Annotated in this window: 25 protein-coding genes and 1 tRNA gene; 12 read left to right on the top strand and 14 right to left on the bottom strand. The window is 71.5% G+C overall.

The window, feature by feature from the left end; genetic code table 11:
- Window positions 1-45 precede the first annotated feature (45 nt).
- Both ABD363_RS06670 and ABD363_RS06665 read left to right on the top strand, forming a co-directional pair.
- Window positions 46-579, top strand: coding sequence for a peptidylprolyl isomerase (locus ABD363_RS06670; RefSeq protein WP_344600592.1), 534 nt, complete (start codon window positions 46-48; stop codon window positions 577-579).
- 106 nt (window positions 580-685) lie between these two features.
- The gene (locus ABD363_RS06665; RefSeq protein ID WP_344600590.1) at window positions 686-1,573 is read left to right on the top strand and encodes a rhomboid family intramembrane serine protease; all 888 of its coding nucleotides are present in this window, start codon (window positions 686-688) and stop codon (window positions 1,571-1,573) included.
- Window positions 1,574-1,828: 255 nt separating this feature from the next.
- Here the strand turns inward: ABD363_RS06665 and crgA are convergent, their stop codons facing one another.
- Window positions 1,829-2,083: a cell division protein CrgA gene (crgA, locus tag ABD363_RS06660; RefSeq protein WP_344600588.1), complete on the bottom strand. Its 255-nt coding sequence runs from the start codon at window positions 2,081-2,083 to the stop codon at window positions 1,829-1,831.
- A gap of 153 nt (window positions 2,084-2,236) precedes the next feature.
- Here crgA and ABD363_RS06655 point away from each other — a divergent pair, with 153 nt between their 5' ends.
- The 5 genes from ABD363_RS06655 (at window position 2,237) to ABD363_RS06635 (ending at window position 6,017) form a co-directional block, all read left to right on the top strand.
- The gene (locus tag ABD363_RS06655; RefSeq protein ID WP_344600586.1) at window positions 2,237-3,016 is read left to right on the top strand and encodes a DUF881 domain-containing protein; all 780 of its coding nucleotides are present in this window, start codon (window positions 2,237-2,239) and stop codon (window positions 3,014-3,016) included.
- Window positions 3,017-3,270: 254 nt separating this feature from the next.
- Complete coding sequence (locus ABD363_RS06650; RefSeq protein WP_344600584.1) at window positions 3,271-3,468, top strand: hypothetical protein; 198 nt, start codon at window positions 3,271-3,273, stop codon at window positions 3,466-3,468.
- Window positions 3,465-4,103: an aminodeoxychorismate/anthranilate synthase component II gene (locus ABD363_RS06645; RefSeq protein WP_344600582.1), complete on the top strand. Its 639-nt coding sequence runs from the start codon at window positions 3,465-3,467 to the stop codon at window positions 4,101-4,103. Before ABD363_RS06650 ends, ABD363_RS06645 begins: the two co-directional genes overlap by 4 nt.
- The gene (locus ABD363_RS06640; RefSeq protein ID WP_344600580.1) at window positions 4,100-5,242 is read left to right on the top strand and encodes a class E sortase; all 1,143 of its coding nucleotides are present in this window, start codon (window positions 4,100-4,102) and stop codon (window positions 5,240-5,242) included. The genes ABD363_RS06645 and ABD363_RS06640 overlap by 4 nt, the downstream gene beginning before the upstream one ends.
- 13 nt (window positions 5,243-5,255) lie before the next feature.
- Window positions 5,256-6,017, top strand: a complete 762-nt coding sequence (locus tag ABD363_RS06635; RefSeq protein ID WP_344600578.1) for a class E sortase — start codon at window positions 5,256-5,258, stop codon at window positions 6,015-6,017.
- Between the two features lie 320 nt (window positions 6,018-6,337).
- On the opposite strand, the gene pknB is transcribed toward ABD363_RS06635, so the two are convergent.
- From pknB to ABD363_RS06605, 6 genes are all read right to left on the bottom strand, one after another.
- Window positions 6,338-8,356 (bottom strand): Stk1 family PASTA domain-containing Ser/Thr kinase, encoded by a 2,019-nt coding sequence (gene pknB / locus ABD363_RS06630; protein ID WP_344600576.1) that lies wholly within the window; start codon window positions 8,354-8,356, stop codon window positions 6,338-6,340.
- A gap of 755 nt (window positions 8,357-9,111) precedes the next feature.
- Window positions 9,112-10,590 carry a peptidoglycan D,D-transpeptidase FtsI family protein gene (locus ABD363_RS06625; RefSeq protein ID WP_344600574.1) on the bottom strand — a complete coding sequence of 493 codons (1,479 nt, stop codon included), beginning with the start codon at window positions 10,588-10,590 and terminating at the stop codon, window positions 9,112-9,114.
- On the bottom strand, window positions 10,587-12,032 hold the full coding sequence (locus tag ABD363_RS06620; RefSeq protein ID WP_344600572.1) for an FtsW/RodA/SpoVE family cell cycle protein: 1,446 nt from the start codon (window positions 12,030-12,032) through the stop codon (window positions 10,587-10,589). The genes ABD363_RS06625 and ABD363_RS06620 overlap by 4 nt, the downstream gene beginning before the upstream one ends.
- Before the next feature lie 28 nt (window positions 12,033-12,060).
- Window positions 12,061-13,611 (bottom strand): Stp1/IreP family PP2C-type Ser/Thr phosphatase, encoded by a 1,551-nt coding sequence (locus ABD363_RS06615; RefSeq protein WP_344600570.1) that lies wholly within the window; start codon window positions 13,609-13,611, stop codon window positions 12,061-12,063.
- 132 nt (window positions 13,612-13,743) lie between these two features.
- Window positions 13,744-14,253: an FHA domain-containing protein FhaB/FipA gene (locus ABD363_RS06610; RefSeq protein ID WP_344600568.1), complete on the bottom strand. Its 510-nt coding sequence runs from the start codon at window positions 14,251-14,253 to the stop codon at window positions 13,744-13,746.
- A gap of 10 nt (window positions 14,254-14,263) precedes the next feature.
- Entirely contained in the window at window positions 14,264-15,118 is an 855-nt protein-coding gene (locus tag ABD363_RS06605) for an FHA domain-containing protein (protein ID WP_344600566.1), read from the bottom strand.
- 691 nt (window positions 15,119-15,809) lie between these two features.
- On the opposite strand from ABD363_RS06605, the gene ABD363_RS06600 reads away from it, so the two are divergent.
- Window positions 15,810-15,896 (top strand) — tRNA-Leu (locus ABD363_RS06600).
- A 467-nt stretch (window positions 15,897-16,363) separates the two neighbouring features.
- Here ABD363_RS06600 and ABD363_RS06595 read toward each other — a convergent pair.
- Both ABD363_RS06595 and ABD363_RS06590 read right to left on the bottom strand, forming a co-directional pair.
- Window positions 16,364-16,894: an NUDIX domain-containing protein gene (locus ABD363_RS06595; RefSeq protein ID WP_344600564.1), complete on the bottom strand. Its 531-nt coding sequence runs from the start codon at window positions 16,892-16,894 to the stop codon at window positions 16,364-16,366.
- Between the two features lie 316 nt (window positions 16,895-17,210).
- Entirely contained in the window at window positions 17,211-17,864 is a 654-nt protein-coding gene (locus ABD363_RS06590; protein ID WP_344600562.1) for an FMN-dependent NADH-azoreductase, read from the bottom strand.
- Between the two features lie 249 nt (window positions 17,865-18,113).
- Between ABD363_RS06590 and ABD363_RS06585 the strand changes: the two genes are divergently transcribed.
- The 4 genes from ABD363_RS06585 (at window position 18,114) to ABD363_RS06570 (ending at window position 21,834) form a co-directional block, all read left to right on the top strand.
- On the top strand, window positions 18,114-18,476 hold the full coding sequence (locus ABD363_RS06585; RefSeq protein WP_344600560.1) for a winged helix-turn-helix transcriptional regulator: 363 nt from the start codon (window positions 18,114-18,116) through the stop codon (window positions 18,474-18,476).
- 351 nt (window positions 18,477-18,827) lie between these two features.
- Window positions 18,828-20,261 (top strand): DUF2252 domain-containing protein, encoded by a 1,434-nt coding sequence (locus tag ABD363_RS06580; RefSeq protein WP_344600558.1) that lies wholly within the window; start codon window positions 18,828-18,830, stop codon window positions 20,259-20,261.
- A gap of 218 nt (window positions 20,262-20,479) precedes the next feature.
- Window positions 20,480-21,325 (top strand): hypothetical protein, encoded by an 846-nt coding sequence (locus ABD363_RS06575; RefSeq protein WP_425577945.1) that lies wholly within the window; start codon window positions 20,480-20,482, stop codon window positions 21,323-21,325.
- 179 nt (window positions 21,326-21,504) lie between these two features.
- On the top strand, window positions 21,505-21,834 hold the full coding sequence (locus tag ABD363_RS06570) for a rhodanese-like domain-containing protein (protein ID WP_344600802.1): 330 nt from the start codon (window positions 21,505-21,507) through the stop codon (window positions 21,832-21,834).
- 411 nt (window positions 21,835-22,245) lie between these two features.
- Here ABD363_RS06570 and paaE read toward each other — a convergent pair whose 3' ends face one another.
- Genes paaE through paaA form a run of 5 tightly spaced genes read right to left on the bottom strand, consistent with a single transcriptional unit; the run spans window position 22,246 to window position 25,904 of the window.
- Entirely contained in the window at window positions 22,246-23,304 is a 1,059-nt protein-coding gene (paaE, locus tag ABD363_RS06565) for a 1,2-phenylacetyl-CoA epoxidase subunit PaaE (protein ID WP_344600556.1), read from the bottom strand.
- Window positions 23,304-23,870, bottom strand: coding sequence for a 1,2-phenylacetyl-CoA epoxidase subunit PaaD (gene paaD, locus ABD363_RS06560; protein WP_344600554.1), 567 nt, complete (start codon window positions 23,868-23,870; stop codon window positions 23,304-23,306). Before paaD ends, paaE begins: the two co-directional genes overlap by 1 nt.
- Window positions 23,864-24,595 carry a 1,2-phenylacetyl-CoA epoxidase subunit PaaC gene (paaC, locus tag ABD363_RS06555; protein ID WP_344600552.1) on the bottom strand — a complete coding sequence of 244 codons (732 nt, stop codon included), beginning with the start codon at window positions 24,593-24,595 and terminating at the stop codon, window positions 23,864-23,866. Before paaC ends, paaD begins: the two co-directional genes overlap by 7 nt.
- A complete protein-coding gene (gene paaB / locus ABD363_RS06550; RefSeq protein WP_344600550.1) occupies window positions 24,592-24,879 on the bottom strand; it encodes a 1,2-phenylacetyl-CoA epoxidase subunit PaaB in 288 nt (95 codons plus the stop codon). The genes paaC and paaB overlap by 4 nt, the downstream gene beginning before the upstream one ends.
- A complete protein-coding gene (gene paaA, locus ABD363_RS06545; RefSeq protein ID WP_344600548.1) occupies window positions 24,876-25,904 on the bottom strand; it encodes a 1,2-phenylacetyl-CoA epoxidase subunit PaaA in 1,029 nt (342 codons plus the stop codon). The genes paaB and paaA overlap by 4 nt, the downstream gene beginning before the upstream one ends.
- Window positions 25,905-25,985: the final 81 nt, after the last annotated feature.

Genomic DNA, 25,985 nt, shown 5'->3' with positions numbered 1-25,985 from the left:
CGTGCGAGGATCGGGGAGGCACAGGAAGACAACGGAAGGCAGATCGTGGCTGAGCAGCTCTACGCCACCCTGAAGACCAACCACGGCGACATCGAGGTCCGGCTCCTGCCGAACCACGCGCCCGAGACGGTCCGGAACTTTGTCGAGCTCGCCAAGGGCGAGCGCGAGTGGACCCACCCCGCGACGGGCCAGAAGTCCACGGCGAAGCTCTACGACGGCACGGTCTTCCACCGGGTGATCAGCGGCTTCATGATCCAGGGCGGTGACCCGCTGGGCAACGGCACCGGCGGTCCCGGCTACCAGTTCAAGGACGAGTTCCACCCGGAGCTCTCCTTCGACAAGCCCTACCTGCTGGCCATGGCCAACGCGGGTCCGGGCACCAACGGCTCGCAGTTCTTCATCACCGTCGCCCCGACGACGTGGCTGAACCGCAAGCACACGATCTTCGGCGAGGTCGTCGACACGGCCAGCCAGAAGGTCGTCGACTCCATCGCCACCACCCAGACCAACCCGCGCACCGACCGGCCGCTCAAGGACGTCGTCATCGAGACGGTCGTCGTCGAGACCCGCGAGGGCTGAGACCGGAAGCCGTGGGAACCAATCGCCCCGCTCGTCCGTATGGACGGGCGGGGCGGCGCATTGACCACGACGACTGCGCGTCGACCACGACGATTTAGGGGATCTCATGGACCAGGCAGCAGGCGGCAGCCCGCAGGACGTCCGGAGCCTCCCCGTCTGCTACCGCCACCCCGACCGCGAGACCGGCGTCCGCTGCACCCGGTGCGAGCGCCCGATCTGCCCCGAGTGCATGGTCGACGCCTCCGTCGGCTTCCAGTGCCCCGACTGCGTCCGCAGCGGCGGCGGCACCGGGCACGCCCCCGGCGCCTCCCGGCCCCGCACGCTCGCCGGCGGCACCGTCACCGCCGATCCCCGCCTCCTGACCAAGATCCTGCTCGGGATCAACGTGGCGGTGTTCGTCGCCGTGCACGCCTGGCCGTCCCTGCTGGACCACCTGGTCCTGATCGGCGGGTGGCCCCCGGCGCCGTACGGGCCCACCGAAGGCGTCGCCGAGGGGGAGTGGTACCGCCTGGTGACCTCGGTGTTCACGCACGAGGCCGTCTGGCACATCGCCTTCAACATGCTCAGCCTCTGGTGGCTCGGCGGTCCCCTCGAAGCGGCCCTCGGCCGCGTCCGCTATCTCGCGCTGTACCTGGTCTCGGGTCTGGCGGGCAGCGCCCTGACCTATCTGCTGGCCACGCCCACCACGGCCTCGCTCGGCGCCTCCGGCGCCATCTTCGGCCTCTTCGGGGCGACGGCCGTCCTGATGCGCCGGCTCAACTACGACATGCGCCCGGTGATCGCCCTGCTGGTGATCAATCTGATCTTCACCTTCGGGTGGAGCAACATCGCCTGGCAGGCTCACATAGGCGGCCTCGTCGCCGGTGTCGTGATCGGCTACGGCATGGTGCACGCCCCGCGTGAGCGGCGCGCTCTCGTCCAGTACGGCACCTGTGCGCTGGTCCTGGCCGTGGTCGTGCTCCTCACCCTGTTGAGGACGCTCCAGCTCACCTGAGCGCGACGTTGTCCACAGCCTGTGCCGGATCTTGTGCATACCGTGGGGGAACGACCGCGCCCCCTGGCACCGACTAGTGTTTCCACAGGTCAGGCAGGGGGCGAACGGGTTTTCGGGGGATGCGGGTTCGCTCCGTCCGGCGCTTGCGTTCGATGAGTTATCCACAGATCGTCTTCCTTTTCCCCATGTGGAAAAAGGCTGTGGATAACTCAGCGGATAGCCCTGGGCAGAGCCGTGGTCACCGCGCGGCGGCCGTCACTTCCACTGGGTGGAAACGCCGAATCCGGCGGCGATGAATCCGAATCCCACCACGATGTTCCAGTTGCCCAGCTTGTCGATGGGCAGCGAGCCGTCGGTGACGTAGAAGACGACGATCCACGCCAGACCGATGAGGAACATGGCCAGCATGACGGGCGCGACCCAGGCCCGGCTGTCGAGCTTGATGGCGGTCGCCTGCTTCGCCGGCGGCGGCGTGTAGTCGGCCTTCTTGCGGATACGTGACTTCGGCACGAGGGTCTCTCCTGTCGATGCGCTGCGTGGCCGCGCAGGGAACTGGGTCGGGGCTCGGGGCAGCGTACAAGGGACGTACACGGGGACTCCGAGCGCTCCCCCGGGCGTCCGTTAGCGTAGTGCTTCCGTGGCGCCGAAGGAGATAAGGGTACGTTGAGCAATTCTGCCGACTCCCCCGGGACGGTTTCCAGCCCTGCCCGCAGGCACCGTTTCCGGCCCGTGCGCGTGCTCACCGCGGGCGTCTTCGCCCTCGCCGGGCTCATTTTCTTCACCAGTTTCAACACCGCCAGGGGCACCGACATCCGCACGGACGCCTCCCTGCTCAGACTGTCCGACCTCATCCAGGAGCGCAGCCGCGAGAACGGCGAGCTGGTCGAGTCCAACGCGGCCCTGCGCGAGGACATCGAGTCCCTCGCCGAGCGGGACGACGGCAGCACCGCGGCGGAGGACGACAAGCTGGCGGAACTGGAGAAGCGGGCCGGCACCCAGAAGCTCACGGGCGAGGCGATCACGGTGACGCTCGACGACGCCCCGCCGGACGCCACCGCCAAGCTCCCCGGCTACCCCGAGCCGCAGCCGGACTACCTGGTGATCCACCAGCAGGACCTCCAGGCCGTGGTGAACGCCCTCTGGCAGGGCGGCGCCCGGGGCATCAAGGTCATGGACCAGCGGCTGATCTCCACCAGCGCGGTGCGCTGCGTGGGCAACACCCTGATCCTCCAGGGCCGCGTCTACTCACCCCCGTACAAGATCACGGCGGTCGGCGACCCGGAGCAGCTGAAGCAGGCGCTCGCCGCGTCCCCGGCGATCCAGAACTACATGGTGTACGTCAACGTCTACGGCCTCGGCTGGGAGGTGGAGGAGAAGGGGACGGTGACCCTCCCCGGCTACTCGGGCGCGGTGGACCTGCACTACGCCCGTCCCGTGGAGTGAGACCGCGCCCCGTTCCGCCTCCACGCGGCCCGGTTTCACGTGGAACGAACCGGCGCCCGGGCGCCGGCGTCCCGCAGCAGCGTCCAGGTACCGGATCGGCGGAGGCGGGGGCCCGTGCGGGGCCGTTCCGCCGGGCGCCGAGGTGATCGACCCTGCGTCGCGCAGGACGGGGTACCCGCGTTCCGGGCGCCGTCCGACGCTGCCGGAGACCGGGAAACCGGGGGCTCCCCGCCGCTAGTCTGGTGGCGTACGGCGTGAGTCTGGTGCCGTGGTGCGACGGAAGGGACGGCATGTACGGCTGGATCTGGCGGCATCTGCCGGGGAACGCATGGGTGAAGGCGCTGATCTCACTCCTGCTGATCGTTGCCGTGGTCTACGTCCTGTTCCAGTACGTCTTCCCGTGGGCCGAGCCGCTGCTTCCCTTCAACGATGTGACGGTGGACAACCAGTGAGTGCGCGGATTCTCGTCGTCGACAACTACGACAGCTTCGTCTTCAACCTGGTGCAGTACCTGTACCAGCTGGGCGCCGAGTGCGAGGTGCTGCGCAACGACGAGGTGTCGACGGCGCACGCCCAGGAGGGGTTCGACGGCGTACTGCTGTCGCCGGGCCCCGGCACCCCCGAGGAGGCGGGCGTCTGCGTCGACATGGTGCGGCACTGCGCGTCGACCGGCGTACCGGTCTTCGGCGTGTGCCTGGGCATGCAGTCGATCCAGGTGGCGTACGGCGGTGTGGTGGACCGCGCGCCGGAGCTGCTGCACGGCAAGACCTCGCCGGTCGAGCACGCGGGCAAGGGCGTCTTCACCGGGCTGCCCTCGCCGTTCACCGCGACCCGCTACCACTCCCTGGCCGCCGAGCCGGCGACCGTGCCGGCCGAGCTGGAGGTCACGGCACGGACCCCGGACGGCATCGTGATGGGCCTGCGCCACCGCGGACTCCCCGTCGAAGGCGTGCAGTTCCACCCCGAGTCGGTGCTGACCGAGCACGGGCACCGGATGCTGGCCAACTGGCTGACGGAGTGCGGCGACCAGGACGCGGTGGCGAGGTCGGCGGGGCTCGCCCCGGTGGTGGGCAGGGCCACGGCGTGACCGCGCTGCGCCCCGAGCGCGAGCCCGGCGCCGCCTACGGAGGGGCCGGCGGGGAGCCCTTCACCGGAGCCCCGGCCTTTGCCGAGGGCGGTGCGGACCGGCGGGGGAGCTCGTACGGGCAGCAGCCGTACGAGGAGCCCGGCGCGCTCGGGGACTGGTACACGCAGCAGGCCCCCGCCGGGGCCGCGTACGAACAGCCGTACGAGCAGCCGTATATGCCGCCCGGCGACGACGAGACGGTGGCGCTGCGGGTCCCCGGCCCGCCGCCCGCGCGCGAGACGGGCCCCGCCGCCCCGCCGGCGGCTTCCGCGGCCCCGGCGGTGCCGGGCGGTCGCGCGGCACGCAGAAAGGCCGCCAGACGGCGGCACGGGCGCCGTGGCGGCGCCGCCCGGCGGGAGGAGAGCCCGCGGCGGCCCCAGGCGCCGCTCTCCCGCGTGGAGGCCCGCCGGCAGGCGCGGGCGCGCAGGCCCGGCCCGGGCGTCGTCGCCAGCCGGGTGATCGGCGAGCTGTTCATCACGACCGGTGTGCTGATGCTGCTGTTCGTCACCTACCAGCTGTGGTGGACGAACGTCCGGGCGCACGCGCAGGCGGACAAGGCGGCCAGCAGCCTCCAGGACGACTGGGAGAGCGGCAGGCGCAACCCGGGCGCCTTCGAACCGGGGCAGGGCTTCGCCCTCCTGCACATCCCGAAGCTGGACGTGGTGGTGCCGATCGCGGAGGGCACCAGCAACGAGAAGGTGCTCGACCGGGGGATGGTCGGCCACTACGCCGACGGCGCGCTGAAGACGGCGATGCCGGACGCCGAGACGGGCAACTTCGGGCTCGCGGGCCACCGCAACACCCATGGCGAGCCGTTCCGGTACATCAACCGTCTGCAGCCCGGCGACGCGATCGTCGTCGAGACGCAGAACAAATACTTCGTCTACAAGATGGCCTCGATGCTGCCGGTGACGTCACCGAGCAACATCAGCGTTCTCGACCCGGTCCCGAAGGGGTCGGGCTTCACCGCACCGGGCCGCTACATCACGCTGACGACGTGCACGCCGGAATTCACCAGCAAATACCGGTTGATCGTCTGGGGCAAGATGGTCGAGGAACGGCCGCGCAGCAAGGGCAAGCCGGATGCGCTCGTCAGTTAAGGGCGGAAGACCAGTGGCAGCGACCACCGAAACGGACCACGAAGAGCACACCGGCGCGCCCGGGTCACCGCCGGCCGCGGCACGCCGCCGCGGCGCCGGCCCGGTCGCCGCGGCCGTCGGCGTCTTCGGCGAACTCCTCATCACCGCGGGCCTGGTCCTCGGCCTGTTCGTCGTCTACTCGCTGTGGTGGACGAACGTCGTCGCCGACCGCGCGGCGGACGAGCAGGCCGACAAGGTCCGTGACCACTGGACCCACGAGTCCGACGACGGGCGCCCCGCCTCCTTCGACAGCAAGAACGGCATCGGCTTCCTGCACGTGCCCGCGATGGCCAAGGACGAGATCCTGGTCGAGAAGGGCACCTCGATGAAGGTGCTCAACGACGGGGTGGCCGGCTACTACACCGACCCCGTCGAGGCGACGCTGCCGACCTCGGGGAAGAACGGCAACTTCTCGCTGGCCGCCCACCGGGACGGCCACGGCGCGAAGTTCCACAACATCGACAAGATCGAGAAGGGCGACCCGATCGTCTTCGAGACGAAGGACAAGTGGTACGTCTACAAGGTCTACGCCATCCTCCCGGAGACCTCGAAGTTCAACGTCGAGGTCCTCGCCCCGGTCCCGAAGGAGTCCGGCCGGAAGAAGGCCGGGAAGTACATCACCCTGACGACCTGCACGCCGCTCTACACCAGCCGCTACCGCTACATCGTCTGGGGCGAACTGGACCGCGTGGAGAAGGTGGACGGCGACCGGACCCCGCCGGAGGAACTGCGCTGACGGCCAAGCCGTGAAGCCCCGGCACCGGTGAACGGCTCCCCGGCCGCGGAGGCCGGTGCCGGACCCGTCGGCGCGCCTGCCCTCGGACCGATGCGCCTGCCGCCGTACCGGTGTGCCTGCCGCCGTGCTCGGCGCCGTACCGATGCGCCTGCCGCCGTGCCGCCGTGCCGGCGTGCTCGGCGCCGTGGGTGGCGGTACGGGACGCCGCGGCCGGCGGGGCGCGACCGCCGCGGGACTCGGATTCCATGCCGCGGCGCCCCGCACAGCAGTGCGCCCCGGCGGTGGATCCCGCCGGGGCGCAACCGGATCGCGTACGGCGGTCAGCCGGTGAAGCCGCCGAAGAAGCCGCCGTTGTCGTTCCTGCCGTTGTTCCCGTTGTTCCCGTTGTTGCCGCCGAAGCCCACGGTCGTCAGGGTGACCGTCGTGCCGGCCGGGTCGTCGACCTCCTGGTCGCCCTTCGGGTCCTGGTCGGTGACGATCGCGGTGTCGCCCTGGTCGCTGCCGCCGGCGAACTGGATGTTGGTGAAGCCGGCCGCCTGCAGGGTCTGCTTGGCCTGCGCCACCGTCCTTCCGCGCACGTCCGGCACCTTGGTCTTCTGCTTCTCCACGACCTTGCCGATCTGGATGGTCACCTTGGAGCCGGGGTCGACCTGCGTGCTCGCCGACGGGACGGTCTGGATGACCTTGCCGTCCTGGTTGGCGTCGGTGGTGTCGACCTCGGTGCACTCACCGACCAGGCCGCTGGCCGTCATCTGCGCCTTGGCCGCGTCGCAGCTCTGGCCGAGGACGTCCGGAACGGTCGACTGCTGCTTCTCCTTCGCGACCGTCAGCGTGATCGTCGACCCCTTCTGCACCTCCTCGCCCTTGATCGGGTCCTGGTCGAGGACGGTGTTCGGCTCCTCGGAGGACTCCCGGGTCTGCGTCTTGACCGTGAACTGGTAGTCGTCGCCCTCCAACTTGGACCTGGCCTCGTCGAGGCTCAGCCCGATCACGCTCGGCACCGCCACCTTCGGCGCGCCGGTGGAGACCACCAGCTTGATCGTGCTGTTCTTCTCGACCTCGGTCCGGGGCTGGACGTCCTGGTCGCAGATCCTGCCCTTGGGCTGGTTCTCGCACTCCTTCTGCGTGAACGACAGCTGCAGGTCCGAGTTGGCGGCCTGCTTCTCGGCGTTCTCCCGCGTCTCGCCGACGAAGTTCGGCACGGGGACCATGTCGTTGCCCACACCGCCGTTGCCGCTGAACACCCACCGGCCGATCAGGATGGCGCCGACCAGGACGAGGACGCCCGCCACGACCAGCAGGACCGTGGACGTGCTGGACTTCTTCTGGCGGCGCCGGTCGGGCCGGTCGTCGTAGCCGTAGCCGCCGTCGTCCGGGTTCATCGGCGGCAGCATCGTCGTGGCGCCGGCTCCGGCGTCGGAGCGCAGGGCCGTCGTCGGCTGGTCGTCGGGGTAGCCGCCGTAGCCCACCGAGCCCATCGCGGCGGTGGCCGCGACCGGCTGGCCGTCGAGGCAGGCCTCGATGTCGGCGCGCATCTCGTCGGCCGACTGGTAGCGGTAGTCGGGGTCCTTGACCAGCGCCTTCATCACGATCGCGTCCATCTCGGGCGTGATCTCGGGGTCGAAGACGCTCGGCGGCTGCGGCTCCTCCCGCACATGCTGGTAGGCGACCGCGACCGGGGAGTCGCCGACGAAGGGCGGGCGGACGGTCAGCAGCTCGTACAGCAGGCAGCCGGTCGAGTACAGGTCGGAACGGGCGTCGACCTGTTCGCCCTTGGCCTGCTCCGGGGAGAGGTACTGGGCGGTGCCGATGACGGCCGCCGTCTGCGTCATCGTCATGCCGGCGTCGCCCATCGCGCGGGCGATGCCGAAGTCCATCACCTTGACCTGGCCGTTGCGCGTCAGCATGACGTTGGCCGGCTTGATGTCGCGGTGCACGATGCCGTTGCGGTGGGCGTACTCCAGGCCCTGGAGGATGCCGATGGTCATCTCCATGGCCCGCTCGGGCAGCAGCTTGCGGCCGCTGTGCAGCAGCTCGCGCAGCGTGGAGCCGTCGACGTACTCCATGACGATGTACGGGATGGAGACCCCGTCGATGTAGTCCTCGCCCGTGTCGTAGACCGCGACGATCGCGGGATGGTTGAGCGAGGCGGCCGACTGGGCCTCCCGGCGGAACCGGGCCTGGAAGGACGGGTCGCGCGCCAGGTCCGCGCGCAGCGTCTTCACCGCCACGGTGCGGCCGAGGCGGGTGTCGTGCGCGAGGTAGACCTCCGCCATGCCACCACGACCGAGCACCTGGCCCAGCTCGTACCGGCCGCCGAGGCGACGCGGCTCTTCCATAAGCTACCTACCAGCCCTCTCCGTCGGTCCCGACCGCACCCTCGTGTGGTCCGGCGGTGTGCTGTCCGGGCCTACGCTACCGGGCGCGCCCACCCTGTTCCGCACCGCGCCGAAACCTGATATCGGACCGGTATCGCGCATTAGACCGGAAGCGTCGGGCGATCCCGCGGTTATCGATCACTTAGGGTCTCTAATTGTAGCGTGCGGTAGTGAATCGGTTGCGGAATCCCCGGGCAACAGAAGGGGAAAACCGGCAGAAACCGGCCGATTCCAGAATCGTCGCCGAAAAGGTTTTGTGAGCCGGCTTACCGCGCGGAGTGTGATGAATTCCGCCCGGGTGGCCGGAAAACCCGCGCGGTCGGAAAGCCGATCGCGCCCTGCCGTGCGACGGGGAACAGGGCGGGTGCGGGGCGGCCGGCCGCGGTGCCGCCGGTCGCTCGCCCGGGTGCGGGCCGGGCCGCCGCCCCGCCGGACGCGTCGACCCGCGGAGGTCCCGAAGAGGCCGGGTCCGCGTATGCGCGGCGGTGGTCCGGGTTTCCCCGGGCCGGGCCGTCCGGCGTCCGGACGAGCGTCGGCTCCGGTGTTTTCGTACACCGGAGCCGACATCGTCATCGCCGCGGCCGACGCACCCGGGCGCGGCTTGTTTGTTTTTCTCCCCCGTTGGCATGGACGGTGAAAAATTAATACGTCCGGGCCGGCGGGAGCGGGCCTTTACGCCTTCCCGCTCGGGAGCCGCGGCCGCCTCCCCGGGGGCCTCACGACCCCGACTTGCCCTTCACCACGGCCTCCATCACGGCCTTCGCGATCGGCGCCGCGAGGCCGCCGCCGGAGATGTCGTCACGGTTGGCGTTCTCGTCCTCGACCACGACGGCCACGGCCACCGGCGAGCTGCCGTCGCCGCTCTTGGCGTACGAGATGAACCAGGCGTAGGGGTTCTCGCTGTTGTCGACGCCGTGCTGGGCGGTACCCGTCTTGCCGCCCACGGTGACGCCCGGGATCCGCGCGTTCTTGCCCGTGCCCTCCTCGACGACCGTCTCCATCATCGACTGCAGGATCTGGGCGTTCTCCGCCGACAGCGGCCGGCTCAGCTCCTCCGGCTCGGTCTTCTCGATGGTGTCGAGGCTCGGGGCCTGCAGCTCGTCGACCATGTACGGCTTCATCAGCGTGCCGTTGTTGGCGACGGCCGAGGCGACCATGGCCATCTGCAGCGGGGTGGCCGCGGTGTTGAACTGGCCGATCGAGGACAGCGCGGTCTGCGACTGGTTCATGTCGTCGGAGAAGACGGAGGCGGTGGTGCGCACCGGGATGAACTGTTCCTCGGTGAAGCCGAACTTCTTGGCCGTCTCCAGCATCTTGTCGTTGCCGAGGTCGGAGCCGATCTTGCCGAAGACGGTGTTGCAGGAGTACTGGAGGGCGACCCGCAGGGTGGCGTTCTCGCAGGGGATGTTGCCCTCGTTCCGCAGCGGGGTCGTGGTGCCCGGCATGATCCACGGCAGCGGGGTCTCGGTCTTCTCGTCCGCGCTCGTGTACTTCCCGTGCTCCAGGGCCGCCGCCGCGGTGACCACCTTGAAGGTGGAGCCGGGCGGGTAGACCTCGCGCAGCGCCCGGTTCAGCATCGGGTCGTCCGGGTTGTTCTCCTTCTGGAGCTTCTTCCAGGCGTTCTCGTCCGACTCGCTGCCCCCGGCGATCGTCGAGGGGTCGTACGACGGGTAGGACGCCAGCGCCAGGATCTTGCCGGTGGACGGCTCGATGGCGGCGACGGCGCCCTTGCCGCCCTGCGCCTTCAGACCGTCGTACGCGGCCTTCTGCGCGGCGGCGTCCAGGGTGGTGACGACGTTGCCGCCCTCCTTCTTCTTGCCCGTGATCATGTCGAGCGTGTTGCGGAAGAAGAGCCGGTCGTCGTTGCCGGTGAGGATGCCGTCCTCGATGGACTCCAGCTGGTTGGCACCGTAGGCCTGCGAGACGAAGCCGGTGACCGGCGCCCACATGGCGCCGTCCTTGTAGGTGCGCTTGTACTTGAAGTCGCCCGAGGTGGTGGTGTGGCCGGTGATGGCCTTGCCGTCGACGATGATGTCGCCGCGCGGCGTGGCGTACCGCTCGATGGCCACCCGGCGGTTGTTCGTGTCGTTCTTCAGACTGTCGGCCTTGACGTACTGCAACCAGTTGTCACGGATCAGCAGGGTGAGGACCAGCAGGCCGCAGAAGACCGCGATCCGACGCAGGGGTTTGTTCACGGGCGCACCACTTGAGTCATCTCGGCATCGGGGTTGGCGGCGGGAGCGGGTGCCGGGCGGCGGGCGGTGTCGCTGATGCGCAGCAGCACGCCGATCAGGACCCAGTTGGCGATGACCGCGCTACCGCCGGACGCGAGGAACGGCATGGTCATACCGGTCAACGGGATGAGTCCCATGACACCACCGGCGACCACGAAGACCTGGAGCGCGAAGGCACCGGACAGGCCGACGGCCAGCAGCTTGCCGAAGGGATCACGGGCGGCGAGGGCGGTGCGGATGCCGCGCTCGACGATCAGGCCGTACAGCAGCAGGAGGGCCATCACGCCCGCCAGGCCCAGCTCCTCGCCGAAGGTGGCGAGGATGAAGTCGGAGTTGGCGGCGAACCGGATCAGGTCGGAGTGGCCCTGGCCCCAGCCGGTGCCGAGGGTGCCGCCGGAGCCGAACGCCCACAGCGCCTGCATGGCCTGCTCGGAGTGGACGATGCCGTCGCTGGCCCCGGAGCGGCTGAGCTGGTACTCGCGCATCGGGTCGAGCCAGGCCTGCACACGAGTCTGGATGTGCGGTTCGAAGCTGGCCACGCCGACCGCGCCGGCCGCGGACATCAGCAGGCCGAAGACGATCCAGCTGGTCCGCTCGGTGGCGACGTACAGCATGATCACGAACATGCCGAAGAACAGCAGCGACGTTCCCAGGTCCGTCTCGAAGACCAGGATGAGGATCGAGATCGCCCAGACGACGAGGATCGGGCCGAGGTCGCGGCCGCGCGGCAGGTACAGGCCCATGAAGCGGCGGCTGGCCAGCGCCAGCGCGTCCCGCTTGACCATCAGGTAGCCGGCGAAGAACACCGCGAGCACGATCTTGGCGAACTCACCGGGCTGGATGGAGAACCCGGCGACCGAGATCCAGATCTTCGCGCCGTAGAGGTCCTTGCCGAGGCCCGGTACCAGGGGCAGCAGCAACAGGATCAGGGCGCCGGCCATGGAGATGTACGTGTAGCGCTGCAGGACGCGGTGGTCCTTGAAGAAGATCAGCACCACGACGAACAGTCCGATGCCCATCGCCGTGTACAGCAGCTGGCGTGGCGCGGCCCCGCCGGCCTGGTCGATGGACTGCAGCAGCGGCGACTGGTCCAGCCGCCAGATGGCGACGAGCCCGAGCCCGTTCAGCAGCGTGGCCAGCGGCAGCATCAGCGGGTCCGCGTACGGCGCGAACTTGCGGACCACGAGGTGGCCGACGCCGGCCAGCAGGCCGATGCCCAGGCCGTAGCTCAGCAGCCCGGAGGGCACCTCGCCGTTGATGGCCAGGCCCACGTTGGCGTAGGCGAACACCGGGATGACGACGGCGAACACCAGCAGTGCGAGCTCGGTGTTGCGCCGGCTGGGCGCTCCGATGGCGCCGATCGTGGACGTGTGGTGCGTCGGCGAGTTCGTAGTACTGCTCATCGTGTGACGGGGGCCTCTCACGGCTTGCCTACTGCTTACCGCACAGCGAGACGACCTTCTGCTCCTCCTCCGAGAGGCTGGGGCCGGGGCTGGGAGTGGGTGCGGTCGTGGACGGGTTCGGGTTCGGGGTGGCCGACGTCGAACCGGACGGGGCACCGCCCGGCGGGGTCGGCGTCGGCGTGGCCTTGGACGTGAAGGAGGCGGGTGTGGTTCCCGTGGTGCCTCCGGCCTCGCCCTGGCCCGTCTCGGCGTTCCTCTCGCTCTGTGCGGCGCGCCGCTGCGCCTCCTTCTTGCACGCGGAGGCCTGCACCGACAGTTCCTCGATCTTCGCCTGGGCGTTCTTCAGACCGCCCTCGGCGATGGTCGCCTTGACCAGTTTCTGCTGGTAGGGCGGCAGGTACTTGAGTTCGATCTCGGGGTGGTCCCGCTCGACCTGCGACAGTTTCACCCAGGCCAGGTCCTGGCTGATGCCCCGGTACAGCGCGACGTGCTCGCCTTTGGCGCCGACGTAGTACTGGGTCTGCGTCCAGCGCCAGCCGCCGTACAGGCCGCCGCCGATGACGGCGAGGGCGAGGCCGCCGTAGAGGGACCTCTTCAGCCACTTGCGGCCCTTGCCGGGCTTGGTGAAGTCGTCGTCGCCGTAGCCGAGGCCGGCCGCCGGGATGTAGCCGGTGGTGTCGCCGCTGCCGGGCGGGCCGAACTCGCCGCCCCGCCCGGATCCCCGGCGGCCCAGGCCGGCGGCGCGGCCGGCGGGCGTCTGCAGGTAGCCGTTGTCGTTCAGCTGGCTCTGGTTCTCGGCGACCGCGCCGACCACGACCGGGGTGTCGGACAGCTGCCCCGCGAGGGTGTCGCCGGTGTCCAGGTCGAGGACGTCCGCGACGATCACGGTGATGTTGTCGGGGCCGCCGCCGCGCAGCGCGAGCTGGATCAGCTCCTGCACGGTCTCCTCGGGGCCCTGGTAGCTGGCGAGGGTGTCCTCCAGCGTCTGGTGGGAGACGACCCCGCTCAGCCCGTCGGAGCAGATGAGGTAGCGGTCGCCGGCCCGGACCTCGCGGATGGACAGGTCGGGCTCGACGTGGTCGCCGCTGCCCAGCGCACGCATCAGCAGGGACCGCTGCGGGTGCGTGTTGGCCTCCTCCTCGGTGATCCGCCCCTCGTCGACGAGGCGCTGCACCCAGGTGTGGTCCTGCGTGATCTGCGTCAGCACGCCGTCCCGCAGCAGGTACGCCCGCGAGTCGCCGACGTGGACCAGGCCGAGCCGCTGGCCGGTCCACAGCAGCGCGGTCAGCGTGGTCCCCATGCCCTCCAGGCTGGGGTCGTCCTCGACCATCTGGCGCAGCTGGTCGTTGGCGCGCCGCACGGCCGTGCCGAGCGAGGTGAGCAGGTCGGAGCCGGGCACGTCGTCGTCGAGCGCGACGATGGTGGAGATCACCTCGGAGGAGGCGACCTCGCCGGCCGCCTGGCCGCCCATGCCGTCCGCGATGGCGAGCAGGCGCGGGCCGGCGTAACCGGAGTCCTCGTTGCCCTCCCGGATCATGCCCTTGTGCGATCCGGCGGCGAAGCGCAGTGACAGACTCATGCGCACCTCGCCTGTCGGCTCCGGGTACAGCCGGTCGTGTCGAGCCACACTGCCCACCCTCCGGTCGGGAGCGCGCCGGGGCCCGGGGTGGGGACCGCCGCTGCGTGCTCGCTCCGCTCGCTCATTGTCGTACTACTTCCGCAGCTCGATGACGGTCTTGCCGATGCGGATCGGCGCGCCCAGCGGAATCGGTGTGGGGGTCGTCAGCCGGGTCCGGTCCAGGTACGTGCCGTTGGTGGAGCCCAGGTCCTCCACGATCCACTGGCCGTCGCGGTCCGGGTAGATCCTGGCATGGCGGCTGGAGGCGTAGTCGTCGTCCAGCACGATCGTCGAGTCGTGCGCCCGGCCCAGCGTGATGGTCTGGCCCTGCAACGCGACGGTGGTGCCGGTGAGGGTGCCCTCGGTCACGACCAGCTTGGTGGGGGCGTTGCGGCGCGCGCGTCCGCCCGCGGGCTGCTGGCGCTGTTGCGGCGGCGCCTGGCGCGCGGCCTGCGATGCGCGGCCCGCGTCACGCCGCGACCCGCGCTGGGTGACGCGCGTACCGAACAGATCGGTGCGGATGACCTGCACGGCCACGATCACGAACAGCCACAGAACGGCCAGAAAACCCAGCCGCATGACCGTGAGGGTCAGCTCTGACATTGCCCCCGGATCACCCTTCGGCTTGCCTGTAGATAACGGTGGTACTGCCCACGACGATCCGCGAGCCGTCGCGGAGCGTAGCGCGGGTGGTGTGCTGCCCGTCCACCACGATGCCGTTGGTGGAGCCGAGATCCTGGATCGTCGAGGGCGTTCCGGTCCGGATCTCGCAGTGCCGGCGGGACACGCCGGGGTCGTCGATCCGCACGTCGGCGTCGGTGCTGCGGCCCAGCACCAGCGTCGGGCGGGAGATCTGGTGGCGGGTGCCGTTGATCTCGATCCAGTAGCGGGTGCGTCCGCCCGGCGCGCCCGCGGCGCCGGGCCGCTGGGCGCTAACGGGCGGCGGGTAGCCGTAGCCGCCGGGCCGCCCGGCCGGGACGCCGGGCGGCGGCGCGGCGGGCATCGGCGGGGCGCCCGCGGGAGCCGCGGGCGGGTAGCCGTAGCCGCCGGGGCTGCCGGCCGGGGCGGCGGGCGCGGCGGCCTGCTGGCTGCTGGAGGAGGCGAGCGTACGGCTGCGCACCCGGTACAGGCCGGTGTCGAGGTCGTCCGCCTTCTCCAGGTGGACCTTGATGGGGCCCATGAAGGTGTAGCGCTGCTGCTTGGCGTAGTCGCGCACCATGCCGGCGAGCTCGTCGCCGAGCTGGCCGGAGTAGGGGCTGAGCCGCTCGAAGTCCGGAGCGCTCAGCTCCACGATGAAGTCGTTGGGCACGACGGTGCGGTCGCGGTTCCAGATGGTCGCGTTGTTGTCGCACTCGCGCTGGAGCGCTCCCGCGATCTCCACGGGCTGCACCTCGGACTTGAACACCTTGGCGAAGGTGCCGTTGACCAGACCTTCGAGACGCTGCTCGAATTTCTTCAGGACTCCCATGGGGCACCTCCTCCGTCGCTGCCGTCCTGTGTACTGCCCGCAGTACCGCTTCGCGTACTGCCTACCTGGTACTGCTTACTGATCGTATCCACGCGCCGGTGAATCGGGTGGTTCCCCCTGTCGGCCCGGTCGACCGGTGTCGACGGGTGCCGACGCCTGCCGAGGTTCCCTGCGGAGTCGCCCTTCGAACTCCACCGGCAGTACGCGCGCGTACTGCCGTGCGCACTTCTGCCATGGATCGTAGAGGCGGCCGTAGACCAGTGTCCCGCACCCGGCTGTGGACCCCGACCGGCTCCTGGCCGGACGGGGGGACCGGTACGAGGTTGATACGTGAACCGGTTGCCGCCGGGGCGGGGGTTGGTTGCCCCTGCGGCGCGCGTCCGGCCCTCTTTTTCCTCTGCGGCGCGGCTCGTCCCCGCGGCGCGGCTCGTCCCCGGGACGCGTGCCTCGGGACGCCGGGGCCGGCCGGGTGCCTTCCCGGCGGGGCCGGGGGCCGGTTTGGGACGGCGGTGCTGGTGGGCGGCTGTTCGGCGCCTGCATGGGGGTGTCGTCCGGGGGTGGTCGGAAGGGGGATCCGGTCCGGAGCCTGCCCGGCGACAAGGGATGTGAACCCACCCCGTTGAGCGTGCTAATGTTCTCGATGTCGGAAGGCGCCAGCCCGAAAGGGCCGGAGCCGGAGGACACACCCAATGCGCGGGTGGCGGAATAGGCAGACGCGCTGGATTCAGGTTCCAGTGCCCGCAAGGGCGTGGGGGTTCAACTCCCCCCTCGCGCACCAGGGAGCACCTGTGAAAGTGCTCCTGACGCACCGAAGGAACGGGCGGCATCGTGATCACGATGCCGCCCGTTCCTGTTTCCACGAGTGTGATGCTTGTCTCCGGCGCCGCGGAAACGGGCCGTCGAGCGGGGCGGAGAGCCGGAGAGCCGGAGAGCCGACGGGGCGCCGGCGATCCGCGCGGTGACGCGGGGCCCCGGCCGGGCCGTTTCCGGAGCGCGTTCTGTGACGAAGCTCTCAAGGCGCGGTGATGCGGCCCGCGGGGTTCGGCAGCCCGGGAGCAGGGGGACTCCGGCGTCGGCGTCCCCGCCGCCGGCGCGCGACGGGAGGAGCGCCCGCCCCGCCGGGCCCTCGCGCGGTGTCCGCCGGTCCGTGTCCGCCCCGCGGCAGGCCGCCGGGCAGCAGGTCCGGGCCGCCGTCCCCGGAGCCGCAGGTGAGGATGCCGGAAGCCGGACGCGCGGGTGCGTGGCTCACGCCTCCTGGTCCAGCAGGAGCGCCAGCACGCCGACGAGCGTCGCACTGCTGACGATCTCCCTCCGGGCGATCATGCCGCGGATGTCGCTCAGCGCGATCCACTCGAGCCGGTCGGACTCGTTGCGTTCCACGGGCTCGGCGACGCGCCGCGCGCCGTCCGCGCGGAACACGAAGTGCTGGGAATCGGTGATCCCCGCCGCGGGCTGCGCGTAGATCAACTCCCGCATCCCGTCCGGGCGCCACCCGGTCTCCTCCTCCAGTTCCCGGGCGGCGGCGGCCGCCGGGGTCTCGCCGTCCTCGACCAGGCCCATGGGCAGCTCCCAGGCCCAGGTGTCGGTGACGAAGCGGTGGCGCCACATCATCAGGACGCGCCGCCGGTCGTCCACGGCCGCTGCGACGGCGACGTCCCGCAGCCGCACCACGTGGTAGTCCGTCCGGGTGCCGTCCGGCTGCTCGGCGTCCAAGGAGCGCACCCGCACCCAGGGGGTGTCGTACAGCGCGTGCTCGCCGTGGACGGTCCATCGCATGTCGTGCCTGCTCTCGTCCGGGGACGGGTGCGTCCGGTGGTCCTCGTCCGGCGATCGTCCCAGCAGGGAGGCGTCCGGCGTACCGGGCCCGGCCGTCGGCGCGACGCGGTGAGCGCCTTCCGCCCCGCCTTGCCGCTGTCGGCGGGGCGGGGCGGGGCGTGACGGAGCCTCGGTGGAGTCCCGTCGGGGCTCGTCGGGGACTCCTGCCCTGTGCGGCCGTCCTTGCGCGGTCGTGGCTTGTGCGGTCGTGCCTTGTGCGGTCGTGGGGCGTGGGGGCGCTTCGCCGGTTCTTTTCCTCCTGCGCGTGTCGGCGGACCTACGCGGCGAAGCGCTGGGCCAGCTCCTTGGCCTTGGCGGCGGCGTCCTGGAGGGCGCGTTCGCGGGACGCCTCGAAGAGCGGGATCAGCTGGGCCATCTCCGGGTTGTGCGGGGCCATGGTGAGCTCCGGGACGATGAAGTCGAGGTCGGCGCCGAGCGCGTCGGCGAAAACCGCCGTCAGGTAGTTCTGCACGTATTCGTAGGGTTCGCGCGGGGTGCCGGGCGCGTAGGAACCGCCCCGGCTGGCGACGACGGTGACGGGCGTGCCCTTGATCTTCGACTCCTCGGTCGCGGCGGTGCGGCCGAGGAGGATCACGTTGTCCAGCCACGCCTTGAGGGTCGACGGGATCGAGAAGTTGTACATCGGGGCGCCGATCAGCACCGCGTCCGCCCGCTCCAGCTCCTCGATCAGACGCACGCGCTCGGCGAAGGCGGCGGCCTGCCCGGACGTGTGCGTGGCCGGATCGGCGAAGCCGGCGCTGTGGGCGTCGGCGGTGATGTGCGGGACCGGGTCCGCGGCGAGGTCCCGGTAGATCACCGTGCCCTCCGGGTGCTGCTCCTCCCAGGCGCGGCGGAAGGCGTCCGTCACGGCCCGGGACGCGGAGACGTCGGCGGGAAACACGGACGAGTCGATGTGCAGGAGCGTGGCCATGCGGTTCTCCAGGTGAACGGTGAGGTGGGCGGTGGACTCATGGGCCGCGGTCCGAGTGGCGCGGTCCGGGTGGCGCGGTCCGGGTGCCGTGAGCCGAACAGCCGTCGGCCGGGCCGGGCGGGGCGGTCCGAGCAGGGCGAGCCCGGCCGCGCCGCCTCGGTGACGTGGCTAATGATTCGTACAGAACTATTGATAGCACAGTAGCTTACTTTTTTTCAGCCACCTGTGGCGGGGCAGTACCCTGAGGGCATGGCGGTCGAGCGGAGTCACGACGTGGCGGGGTGCAAGCGGGTGGACGGCGGCATCACCCGCGTCTTCCAACTGCTCGGCAAGCGCTGGACCGGCCCGATCGTGTCCGTCCTGACCGGTGGACCCGCGTACTTCGTGGACCTGCGCAGGGCGATCCCCGGCATCAGCGAGCGCATGCTCTCCGACCGGCTCACCGAACTGGCCGCAGCGGGCCTCGTCGTGCGCGAGGTGGCCGAAGGGCCGCCGCTGCGGGTCTCCTACCGGCTGACGGAGGCGGGGGCCGCGCTGAAGCCGGCCCTCAGGGAGCTGGCGGTGTGGGCGGAGAAGCACTTGCCCGAGGAGGCGCTCGGGCCCGGGTGCTGAGGCGTCCGCGGACGGGACGGCTCGGGGTTCCGGATACCGAGCGGGGCGGGTGAGGCGGCCGGCCCCGGTCGGGCGGACGGTTGTTCCGGTGACGCCGACGGCTGGGGTGCCGACGGTCCGAGCGCCGATGGTTTGAGCTCCGACGGCTTGAGCGCCGATGGCTTGGGCTCCGCCGGCTTGGGTGCCGAGGGTCTGAGTTCCGGTCGTCCGGCTCCGGGTGGTCTCCCCGGGTGCCGGAACCGGCCGGTTTCCACACCTGTGGGGTTGTCCACAGGGTCTGACGCGTTCCGGCCGTCGGCTGTACGGTCTGCACGAGTTGATGTTCGTGCGGGTGCGGGGGAGGCAGTCGGTATGACCAGAAGTGGTTCGGAGGCGACGACTCGGACGCCGTCGGCATGGGAGCGTCGGCTGCCGCGGGTTCCGGGCTTCGCCGAATGGCCCGCCGCGGGGTCCCCCAAGGAGGAGGGCAAGGCGCTGCGGAAGCGGGTGCCGCGCCGGGCGCACGCCGCGCTGGACCCGGACGCGGCCCGCCCCGACGCGGTGCGCGCGGTCGAGGAGTCGAACCGCGGCCGGATTCCGGAGCTCGTCCCCATGAGGATCGGCCGGATGGCGGCCACCCCCTTCGCCTTCCTGCGCGGAACGGCGGGACTCATGGCGTACGACCTGGCGCGCACGCCCACGACCCGGATCGGCGCCCAGATCTGCGGCGACGCCCACGCGGCCAACTTCGGCCTGTACGGCGACGCGCGCGGCGGCCTCGTCATCGATCTGAACGACTTCGACGAGACGGTCCGCGGCCCCTGGGAATGGGACCTCAAGCGCCTAGCGGCCTCGCTGGTGCTCGCGGGCCGTGAGGCGGGCGCGGACGAGGACGCCTGCCGCCGGGCGGCCCACGACGCGGTGGGCGCCTACCGCCGCACCATGCGGCTGCTCGCCAAACTGCCGGTGCTGGACGCGTGGAACGCCATCGCCGACGAGGAACTCGTCTCCCACACCGACGCGCACGACCTGCTCGGCACCCTGGAACGGGTCTCCGAGAAGGCCCGGGCCAACACCAGCGGGCGCTTCGCGGCCCGATCGACCGAACCCACCGAGGACGGCGGACGCCGCTTCGTCGACGCCCCGCCGGTGCTGCGACGCGTTCCGGACGCGGAGGCGGCGGCGGTCGCGGCCTCCCTGGAGCAGTACCTGACGACGCTCCCGGACGACCGGCTCCCCCTGCTGGCCCGGCACGCGGTGCACGACGTCGCGTTCCGCGTCGTCGGCACCGGCAGCGTCGGCACCCGGTCGTATGTCGTGCTGCTCCTGGACCACCGCGGCGAAGCACTCGTGCTCCAGGTGAAGGAGGCCCGTCCGTCGGCCCTGGTGCCGCATCTGGTGACGGCCGGCTTCGAGACGCCGTCCGCCGAGCACGAGGGCCGACGGGTGGTCCTCGGCCAGAAGCGCATGCAGGTCGTCAGCGACATCCTGCTGGGCTGGACGACGGTCGAGGGACGGCCCTTCCAGGTGCGGCAGTTCCGCAACCGCAAGGGCAGCGTCGACCCCACGGCGCTGACCACCGACCAGATGGACGACTACGCCCGCATGACCGGCGCCCTCCTGGCCCGCGCCCACTCCCACAGCGCCGACCCACGCCTGATCGCCGGGTACTGCGGCAAGAGCGAGGAGCTGGACGAGGCCGTGGCCGCCTTCGCCGTCGCCTACGCCGACCGCACCGAGGCCGACCACGCCGACCTGGTGACGGCGGTACGGGCGGGGCGGATCGCGGCGGAGCCGGGTGTCTGAGGGGAGGCGACCGCGTGCGTGAGTGCGCAGGGCCACGGGCGATCGTGCCCCCCACCCGCGCCTCGACGGCCCGGGACACGGGACGCTCCTCTCCGCACCGAGCGGCGACCCCGCCCGGGCGGCGACGGCCGCACGGCCGGCCCCGGAGGAATCCGCACCGGACCTCCCGGCCCCCGGTGCGAGCCGAGCACGGCGGTCCCGTGGCCTACGCTGGTCGGGTGACGACCCCGGAAGCTGAGCAGGGTGGTGGCGGCGCCGGTGAGGAGCGGGTGACGCCCCAGAGCGGCGCACGGCCCGAGGAACGGCTGGAGCAGGCCGTTCGGACCGCCGAGCGGGCACTCATCGAGTACGAGATCGCGGTGGAGACCTTCCGCGTGGAGGTCGAGAACTTCTCCCGGTTGCACGAACAGAGACTCGGCCCGATGTACGCGCGGCTGGAGGAGCTGGACGCCCAGATCCTGGAGGCCAGGGCCGCCCGCACCGGTGACCCCGAGGACCGGCGCCGGGCGGACGAGGCGCGGGCCCGGCTGATGCCGATCCCCGGTGTCGAGGAACTGCTGCACGGCTGGATGGACGGCAGCGGGCTGTTCCCCGAGGCCACGGCGATGCTCACGGACCAGGCGGTACGGCCTCCGCAGCGGGTGCGGCCCAGCGAGGAGGCCCGCAAGCTCTACCGCGAGCTGGCCCGCAAGGCCCATCCGGATCTGGCGCAGGAGGAGGGCGAGCGCAAGCGGCGCGAGGAGTTCATCACCCGGGTCAACGCCGCCTACGCGCGCGGGGACGAGAAGGAGCTGCGGGAGCTGGCCGAGGAGTGGGCCGCCGGACCGCAGCTGCGGCGGGGCCCGAGCCGCGCCGAGGAGCTCTACGCCCGCCTCGAATGGCTCGCCCAGCGCAAGGAACTGCTGACGCTGGTGGCGAAGGAGCTGGAGGAGAGCGCGATCGGCGCGATGCTCCGGCTGGCTCCGGACGACCCCGACGGCCTGCTGGACGAGATCGCCGAACAGCTGAAGGCACAGATCACGGAGCGGGAGTCCGAGCTGGCGGCGGTGCTGGGACAGGTGTGAGCGCGGTGGCCTCCGGCGCTGCCGCCGGGGCGGCCTCCGGCGCGCTCGGGACGAACCGGCCCCGGGGCGCCGGGCGGTTCCGAACGCCGCGGGCGGTGCCGGCGTCGGCCCGTGGTGGTGGGGCGGACGGTGCGCCGGGCAGGTCGGGTAGCGTCGAAGGCATGAGTTTCGGAGCTGGTGTGCCCACGGTCGAGGTCGCGGACCTCAAGGACGGCGACTTCCTGCTGGACGTCCGTGAGGACGACGAATGGCAGGCGGGTCACGCCGAAGGAGCGCTGCACATCCCCATCAGCGAGTTCGTGGCCCGGTACGGGGAGCTGACCGAGGCGGCACCGCAGGACGGCCGGGTCCATGTGATCTGCCGCTCCGGCGGCCGGTCGGCGCAGGTCACGATGTACCTGCTCCAGCAGGGCATCGACGCGGTGAACGTCGACGGCGGCATGCAGGTGTGGGCAGCAAAGGGCCGCCCCGTCGTGAACGACGAGGGCGAACCGGGATACGTCCTCTAGGACGGCCCTTCCCCGCCGGCCGCCCCGGCGGGTCCGTTGCCGGTGGCCGGCCCGGTGGGCGTGTTCCGCCGGCCGGACCGACGGGTCTGTCCCCTGCGGTCGGCTCGGTGGGCGTGTTCCGCCGGCCGGGCCGGGAGGCACTCGGAGGGAGCGCCGCCACCGGGTCGTCCAAGAGGTCCTCGTGCGCTTACGGCCGTGCTCGAGTGACAGCGGGCCCTCCGGCAACCGGGATCAGGCGGGCGACGGGCCCTTCGGGGACGGTGCGCGCCCACAGCGGAAACGGCGTCTTTGCAAGGGGGCTCCCAGACGCCCGGAAGGATGCTCGGGCGTCCGGAAGGGGTCCCGGAGGTGCGGGAGGGGCTCCGGGCTCCGGGCGTCCGGGACGTCCGGTGTGCCGGTGCGGCGCGGTCCTCACCTGTCGAAGTCCAGCTCCACCTTCTCCGTCACCGGATGCGACTGGCAGGCGAGCACGTATCCGGCCTCCGTCTCCTCCGGTTCCAGCGCGAAGTTGCGGTCCATCCGTACCTCGCCCGAGACCAGGAAGGCCCGGCACGTGCCGCACACCCCGCCCTTGCAGGCGTAGGGCGCGTCGGGCCGGTTGCGCAGCACCGTCGCCAGGAGCGACTCGCCCTCCCGTACCGGCCAGGTCCCGCCGCGGCCGTCGAGACGGGCGGTCACCGTGCTGTGGGCGGGAGCCGGGGACGGGGACGGGGAGGCCGTGCCGGCGTCCACGTGGAAGATCTCCTCGTGGATGCGGGTGCGCGGCACACCGAGTCCGCGCAGCGCCCGCTCGGCCTCCTGGACCAGCCCGAACGGCCCGCACAGGAACCATCCGTCCACCCGCTCCACCGGCAGCAGCGACGGAAGCAGCCCGGTCAGCCGCTCCCGGTCCAGCCGGCCGGACGGCAGCCCCGCCTGCTGCTCCTCGCGGGAGAGGACGGTGACCAGCTGCAGCCGCTCCGGGTAGCGGTCCTTCAGGTCGGCGACCTCTTCCAGGAACATCGTCGAGGCGGACGTACGGTCGCTGCGTATCAGGCAGAACCGGGCCCCGGGCTCGCGCGCCAGCAGGGTCGAGACGATCGACAGCACCGGGGTGATGCCGCTGCCGCCGACGATCGCGGCGTACCGGCCGGGCGCGGGCTCCAACGTGAAGCGGCCGGCCGGGGTCATCACCTCCAGTTCGTCACCGGCGTCGATCTCCTTCAGGGCGTACGTGGAGAAGGCCCCGCCCTCGACCAGCCGCACGCCCACCCGCAGTTCCCGGGGTCCCTCGTCGTCCGGCGCGGGGGAGCAGATCGAGTAGGTGCGCCGTATCTCCCGCCCGTCGGCCGTGCGGCGCAGGGCGAGGTGCTGGCCCGGAGCGTGCCGGTACTCCTCGCGCAGGTGTGGGGGCACGGCGAGGGTGAGGGCCACGGAGTCGTCGGTGAGCCGGTCGACCGCGGCCACCCGGAGCCGGTGGAAGCGGGCCATCACAACTCCTTGAAGTGGTCGAACGGCTCACGGCACGACAGGCAGCGCCGCAGTGCCTTGCAGGCGGTGGACGAGAAGCGGCTGAGCAGCTCGGTGTCGCAGGAGCCGCAGTGCGGGCAGCGGACCGGGCCGGTGGCCACGGGCGTCCCGGCGGGGCCGGGTTTCCGCGCGGCCGCCGGGAGCGTGCGGGGCGGGCCCAGTGTCACGGGGACCGGGCCGGCCGCCCGCCGGGCGCGCGGCGGGGCTATGCCGTGCTCCCGCAGTTTGCGCCGCCCCTCGTCGGTGATGTCGTCCGTCGACCAGGCGGGTGTGAGCACCGTGCGGACCGTGACCTGCCGCATGCCGTGCCGGCGCAGTACCCGCTCTATGTCGAGGGACATCGCCTCGATCGCCGGGCAGCCGGTGTAGGTCGGGGTCAGCTCCACCTCGGCCGTGTCCGTGCCGTGGACGTGCACCGCGCGCAGCACACCCAGTTCGCGCAGGGTCAGCACGGGCAGTTCGGGGTCGGGCACCGACCCGGCGAGCTGAAGGAGTTCCGCCTCCAGCGGTGTCGTGGCCGTCACCATGACGCTCCCGGGTGGCTGCGGTGCAGGTGCTGCATCTCGGCGAGCATCCGCCCGAAGGGCTCGGTGTGCAGGCCCTGCCGGCCCGCCCCTGCCGACCACGCTCCCGAGCGCGGCCCCTCGGGCACCGTCAGCGTGGCCCGGCGCAGTACGTCCCCGACCGTCTCCAGCCAGGCCGTCTCCATCCCCGCCCAGTCGGCGTCGAGGCCCTCCACCGGCTGGAACATCTCGCCGGTGTACCGCCACAGCGCCGCGCACGCGCGTTGCATCCGCTCATGGCTGACGTCCGTGCCGTCGCCGAGGCGCAGGGTCCACTGCTCGGCGTGGTCGCGGTGGTAGGCGACCTCCTTGACGGCCTTCGCGGCCAGGGGCGCGAAGGGGCCCTGGCCGGCGGCCAGTTCGGCGTACAGCAGCTGCTGGTAGGCCGAGAAGTACAGCTGGCGGGCGATGGTGTGGGCGAAGTCGCCGTTCGGCTGCTCGACGAGCTGGAGGTTGCGGAAGGCGCGCTCCTCGCGCAGATACGCCAGCTCGTCCTCGTCACCGGCCATGGACAGCAGCACCCGGGCCTGGCCGAGCAGGTCGAGGGCGATGTTGGTGAGGGCGACCTCCTCCTCCAGGGCGGGGGCGTGACCCGCCCACTGCGCGAGGCGGTGGGAGAGCACCAGGGCGTCGTCGCCGAGGGCCAGGGCCGCCGCCGTGGGGACGGCGGTCGTCTCCGGTGCCGTCACAGGTGCCGCACCCCTTCCGGGATCTCGTAGAACGTCGGGTGCCGGTACGGCTTGTCGGCGGCCGGTTCGAAGAACGGGTCCTTCTCGTCCGGCGAGGACGCCGTGATCGCCGACGACGGGACGACCCAGATCGACACGCCTTCGCCGCGCCGGGTGTACAGGTCGCGGGCGTTGCGCAGGGCCAGCTCCGCGTCCGGCGCGTGCAGGCTGCCGGCGTGGGTGTGGGACAGGCCGCGGCGTGACCGCACGAAGACCTCCCACAGGGGCCAGTCGGTGGTGCTCATGCCCGCGCCTCCTCGCGCTCGCCGGAGTCCCCGCCGGTGTGTCTGGCCGCGTACGCCGCGGCCGCCTCCCTGACCCAGGCGCCCTCCTCGTGGGCCCGCCTGCGCTGGGTCAGCCGCTGTTCGTTGCAGGGGCCGTTGCCCTTGAGGACCTCCCGGAACTCCGTCCAGTCGATCGGGCCGAAGTCGTAGTGCCCGCGCTCCTCGTTCCACTTCAGGTCCGGGTCGGGGAGGGTGAGGCCGAGGGACTCGGCCTGCGGGACGCAGATGTCGACGAAGCGCTGGCGCAGCTCGTCGTTCGAGTGCCGCTTGATCTTCCAGGCCATCGACTGGGCCGAGTGCTGTGAGGCGTCGTCGGGCGGGCCGAACATCATCAGGGACGGCCACCACCAGCGGTTCACCGCGTCCTGCGCCATGGCGTGCTGTTCGGGCGTGCCGCGGCTGAGGGCGAGCAGCAGCTCGTACCCCTGGCGCTGGTGGAAGGACTCCTCCTTGCAGATGCGGACCATCGCGCGGGCGTACGGGCCGTACGAGCAGCGGCACAGGGGGACCTGGTTGGTGATCGCGGCGCCGTCCACCAGCCAGCCGATCGCGCCGACGTCCGCCCAGGTCAGGGTGGGGTAATTGAAAATCGAGGAATACTTCTGGCGGCCCGAGTGGAGCTTGTCGAGCAGCTCGTCGCGGCTGACGCCCAGGGTTTCGGCGGCGCCGTACAGGTACAGGCCGTGCCCCGCCTCGTCCTGGACCTTCGCCATCAGGATGGCCTTGCGGCGCAGGGAGGGCGCGCGCGTGATCCAGTTGGCCTCCGGCTGCATGCCGATGATCTCGGAGTGCGCGTGCTGGGCGATCTGCCGGACGAGCGTCGCGCGGTAGGCGTCGGGCATCCAGTCGCGCGGCTCGATGCGCTCGTCGGCGGCCACGGCGGCGTCGAAGGCGCGCTGGTACGCGGCGGTGTCGTCGGCGCCGTCCGGGGTGCCGTACGCCGTGGTGCCGGCCCCGGCCGTCTGCTGCGCGGCTGCTGTCGCCATGCGGTCCCCCTCGCCCTGGGCTCTGCCGGGAACACCCTCCCGACCGATCGTTCGGTTGATGTGACTCCATGGTGAGCCGGG

Source organism: Streptomyces glaucus, assembly GCF_039533365.1.
GTDB classification, from domain to species: domain Bacteria; phylum Actinomycetota; class Actinomycetes; order Streptomycetales; family Streptomycetaceae; genus Streptomyces; species Streptomyces glaucus.
The sequence above is the reverse complement of the archived record's forward strand: the minus strand, read 5'-3'. Positions and strand labels throughout refer to the sequence as shown.

Excerpts from the sequence above, each read along its gene's own strand:
- ABD363_RS06610 (WP_344600568.1), bottom strand. The coding sequence starts at position 14,253 with ATGTCAGAGCTGACCCTCACGGTCATGCGGCTGGGTTTTCTGGCCGTT.
- paaA (WP_344600548.1), bottom strand. The coding sequence starts at position 25,904 with ATGGCGACAGCAGCCGCGCAGCAGACGGCCGGGGCCGGCACCACGGCG.
- pknB (WP_344600576.1), bottom strand. The coding sequence starts at position 8,356 with ATGGAAGAGCCGCGTCGCCTCGGCGGCCGGTACGAGCTGGGCCAGGTG.
- ABD363_RS06605 (WP_344600566.1), bottom strand. The coding sequence starts at position 15,118 with ATGGGAGTCCTGAAGAAATTCGAGCAGCGTCTCGAAGGTCTGGTCAAC.
- paaE (WP_344600556.1), bottom strand. The coding sequence starts at position 23,304 with ATGGCCCGCTTCCACCGGCTCCGGGTGGCCGCGGTCGACCGGCTCACC.
- ABD363_RS06615 (WP_344600570.1), bottom strand. The coding sequence starts at position 13,611 with ATGAGTCTGTCACTGCGCTTCGCCGCCGGATCGCACAAGGGCATGATC.
- ABD363_RS06665 (WP_344600590.1), top strand. The coding sequence starts at position 686 with ATGGACCAGGCAGCAGGCGGCAGCCCGCAGGACGTCCGGAGCCTCCCC.
- paaB (WP_344600550.1), bottom strand. The coding sequence starts at position 24,879 with ATGAGCACCACCGACTGGCCCCTGTGGGAGGTCTTCGTGCGGTCACGC.
- ABD363_RS06580 (WP_344600558.1), top strand. The coding sequence starts at position 18,828 with ATGACCAGAAGTGGTTCGGAGGCGACGACTCGGACGCCGTCGGCATGG.
- ABD363_RS06590 (WP_344600562.1), bottom strand. The coding sequence starts at position 17,864 with ATGGCCACGCTCCTGCACATCGACTCGTCCGTGTTTCCCGCCGACGTC.
- ABD363_RS06585 (WP_344600560.1), top strand. The coding sequence starts at position 18,114 with ATGGCGGTCGAGCGGAGTCACGACGTGGCGGGGTGCAAGCGGGTGGAC.
- ABD363_RS06595 (WP_344600564.1), bottom strand. The coding sequence starts at position 16,894 with ATGCGATGGACCGTCCACGGCGAGCACGCGCTGTACGACACCCCCTGG.
- ABD363_RS06620 (WP_344600572.1), bottom strand. The coding sequence starts at position 12,032 with ATGAGCAGTACTACGAACTCGCCGACGCACCACACGTCCACGATCGGC.
- paaD (WP_344600554.1), bottom strand. The coding sequence starts at position 23,870 with ATGGTGACGGCCACGACACCGCTGGAGGCGGAACTCCTTCAGCTCGCC.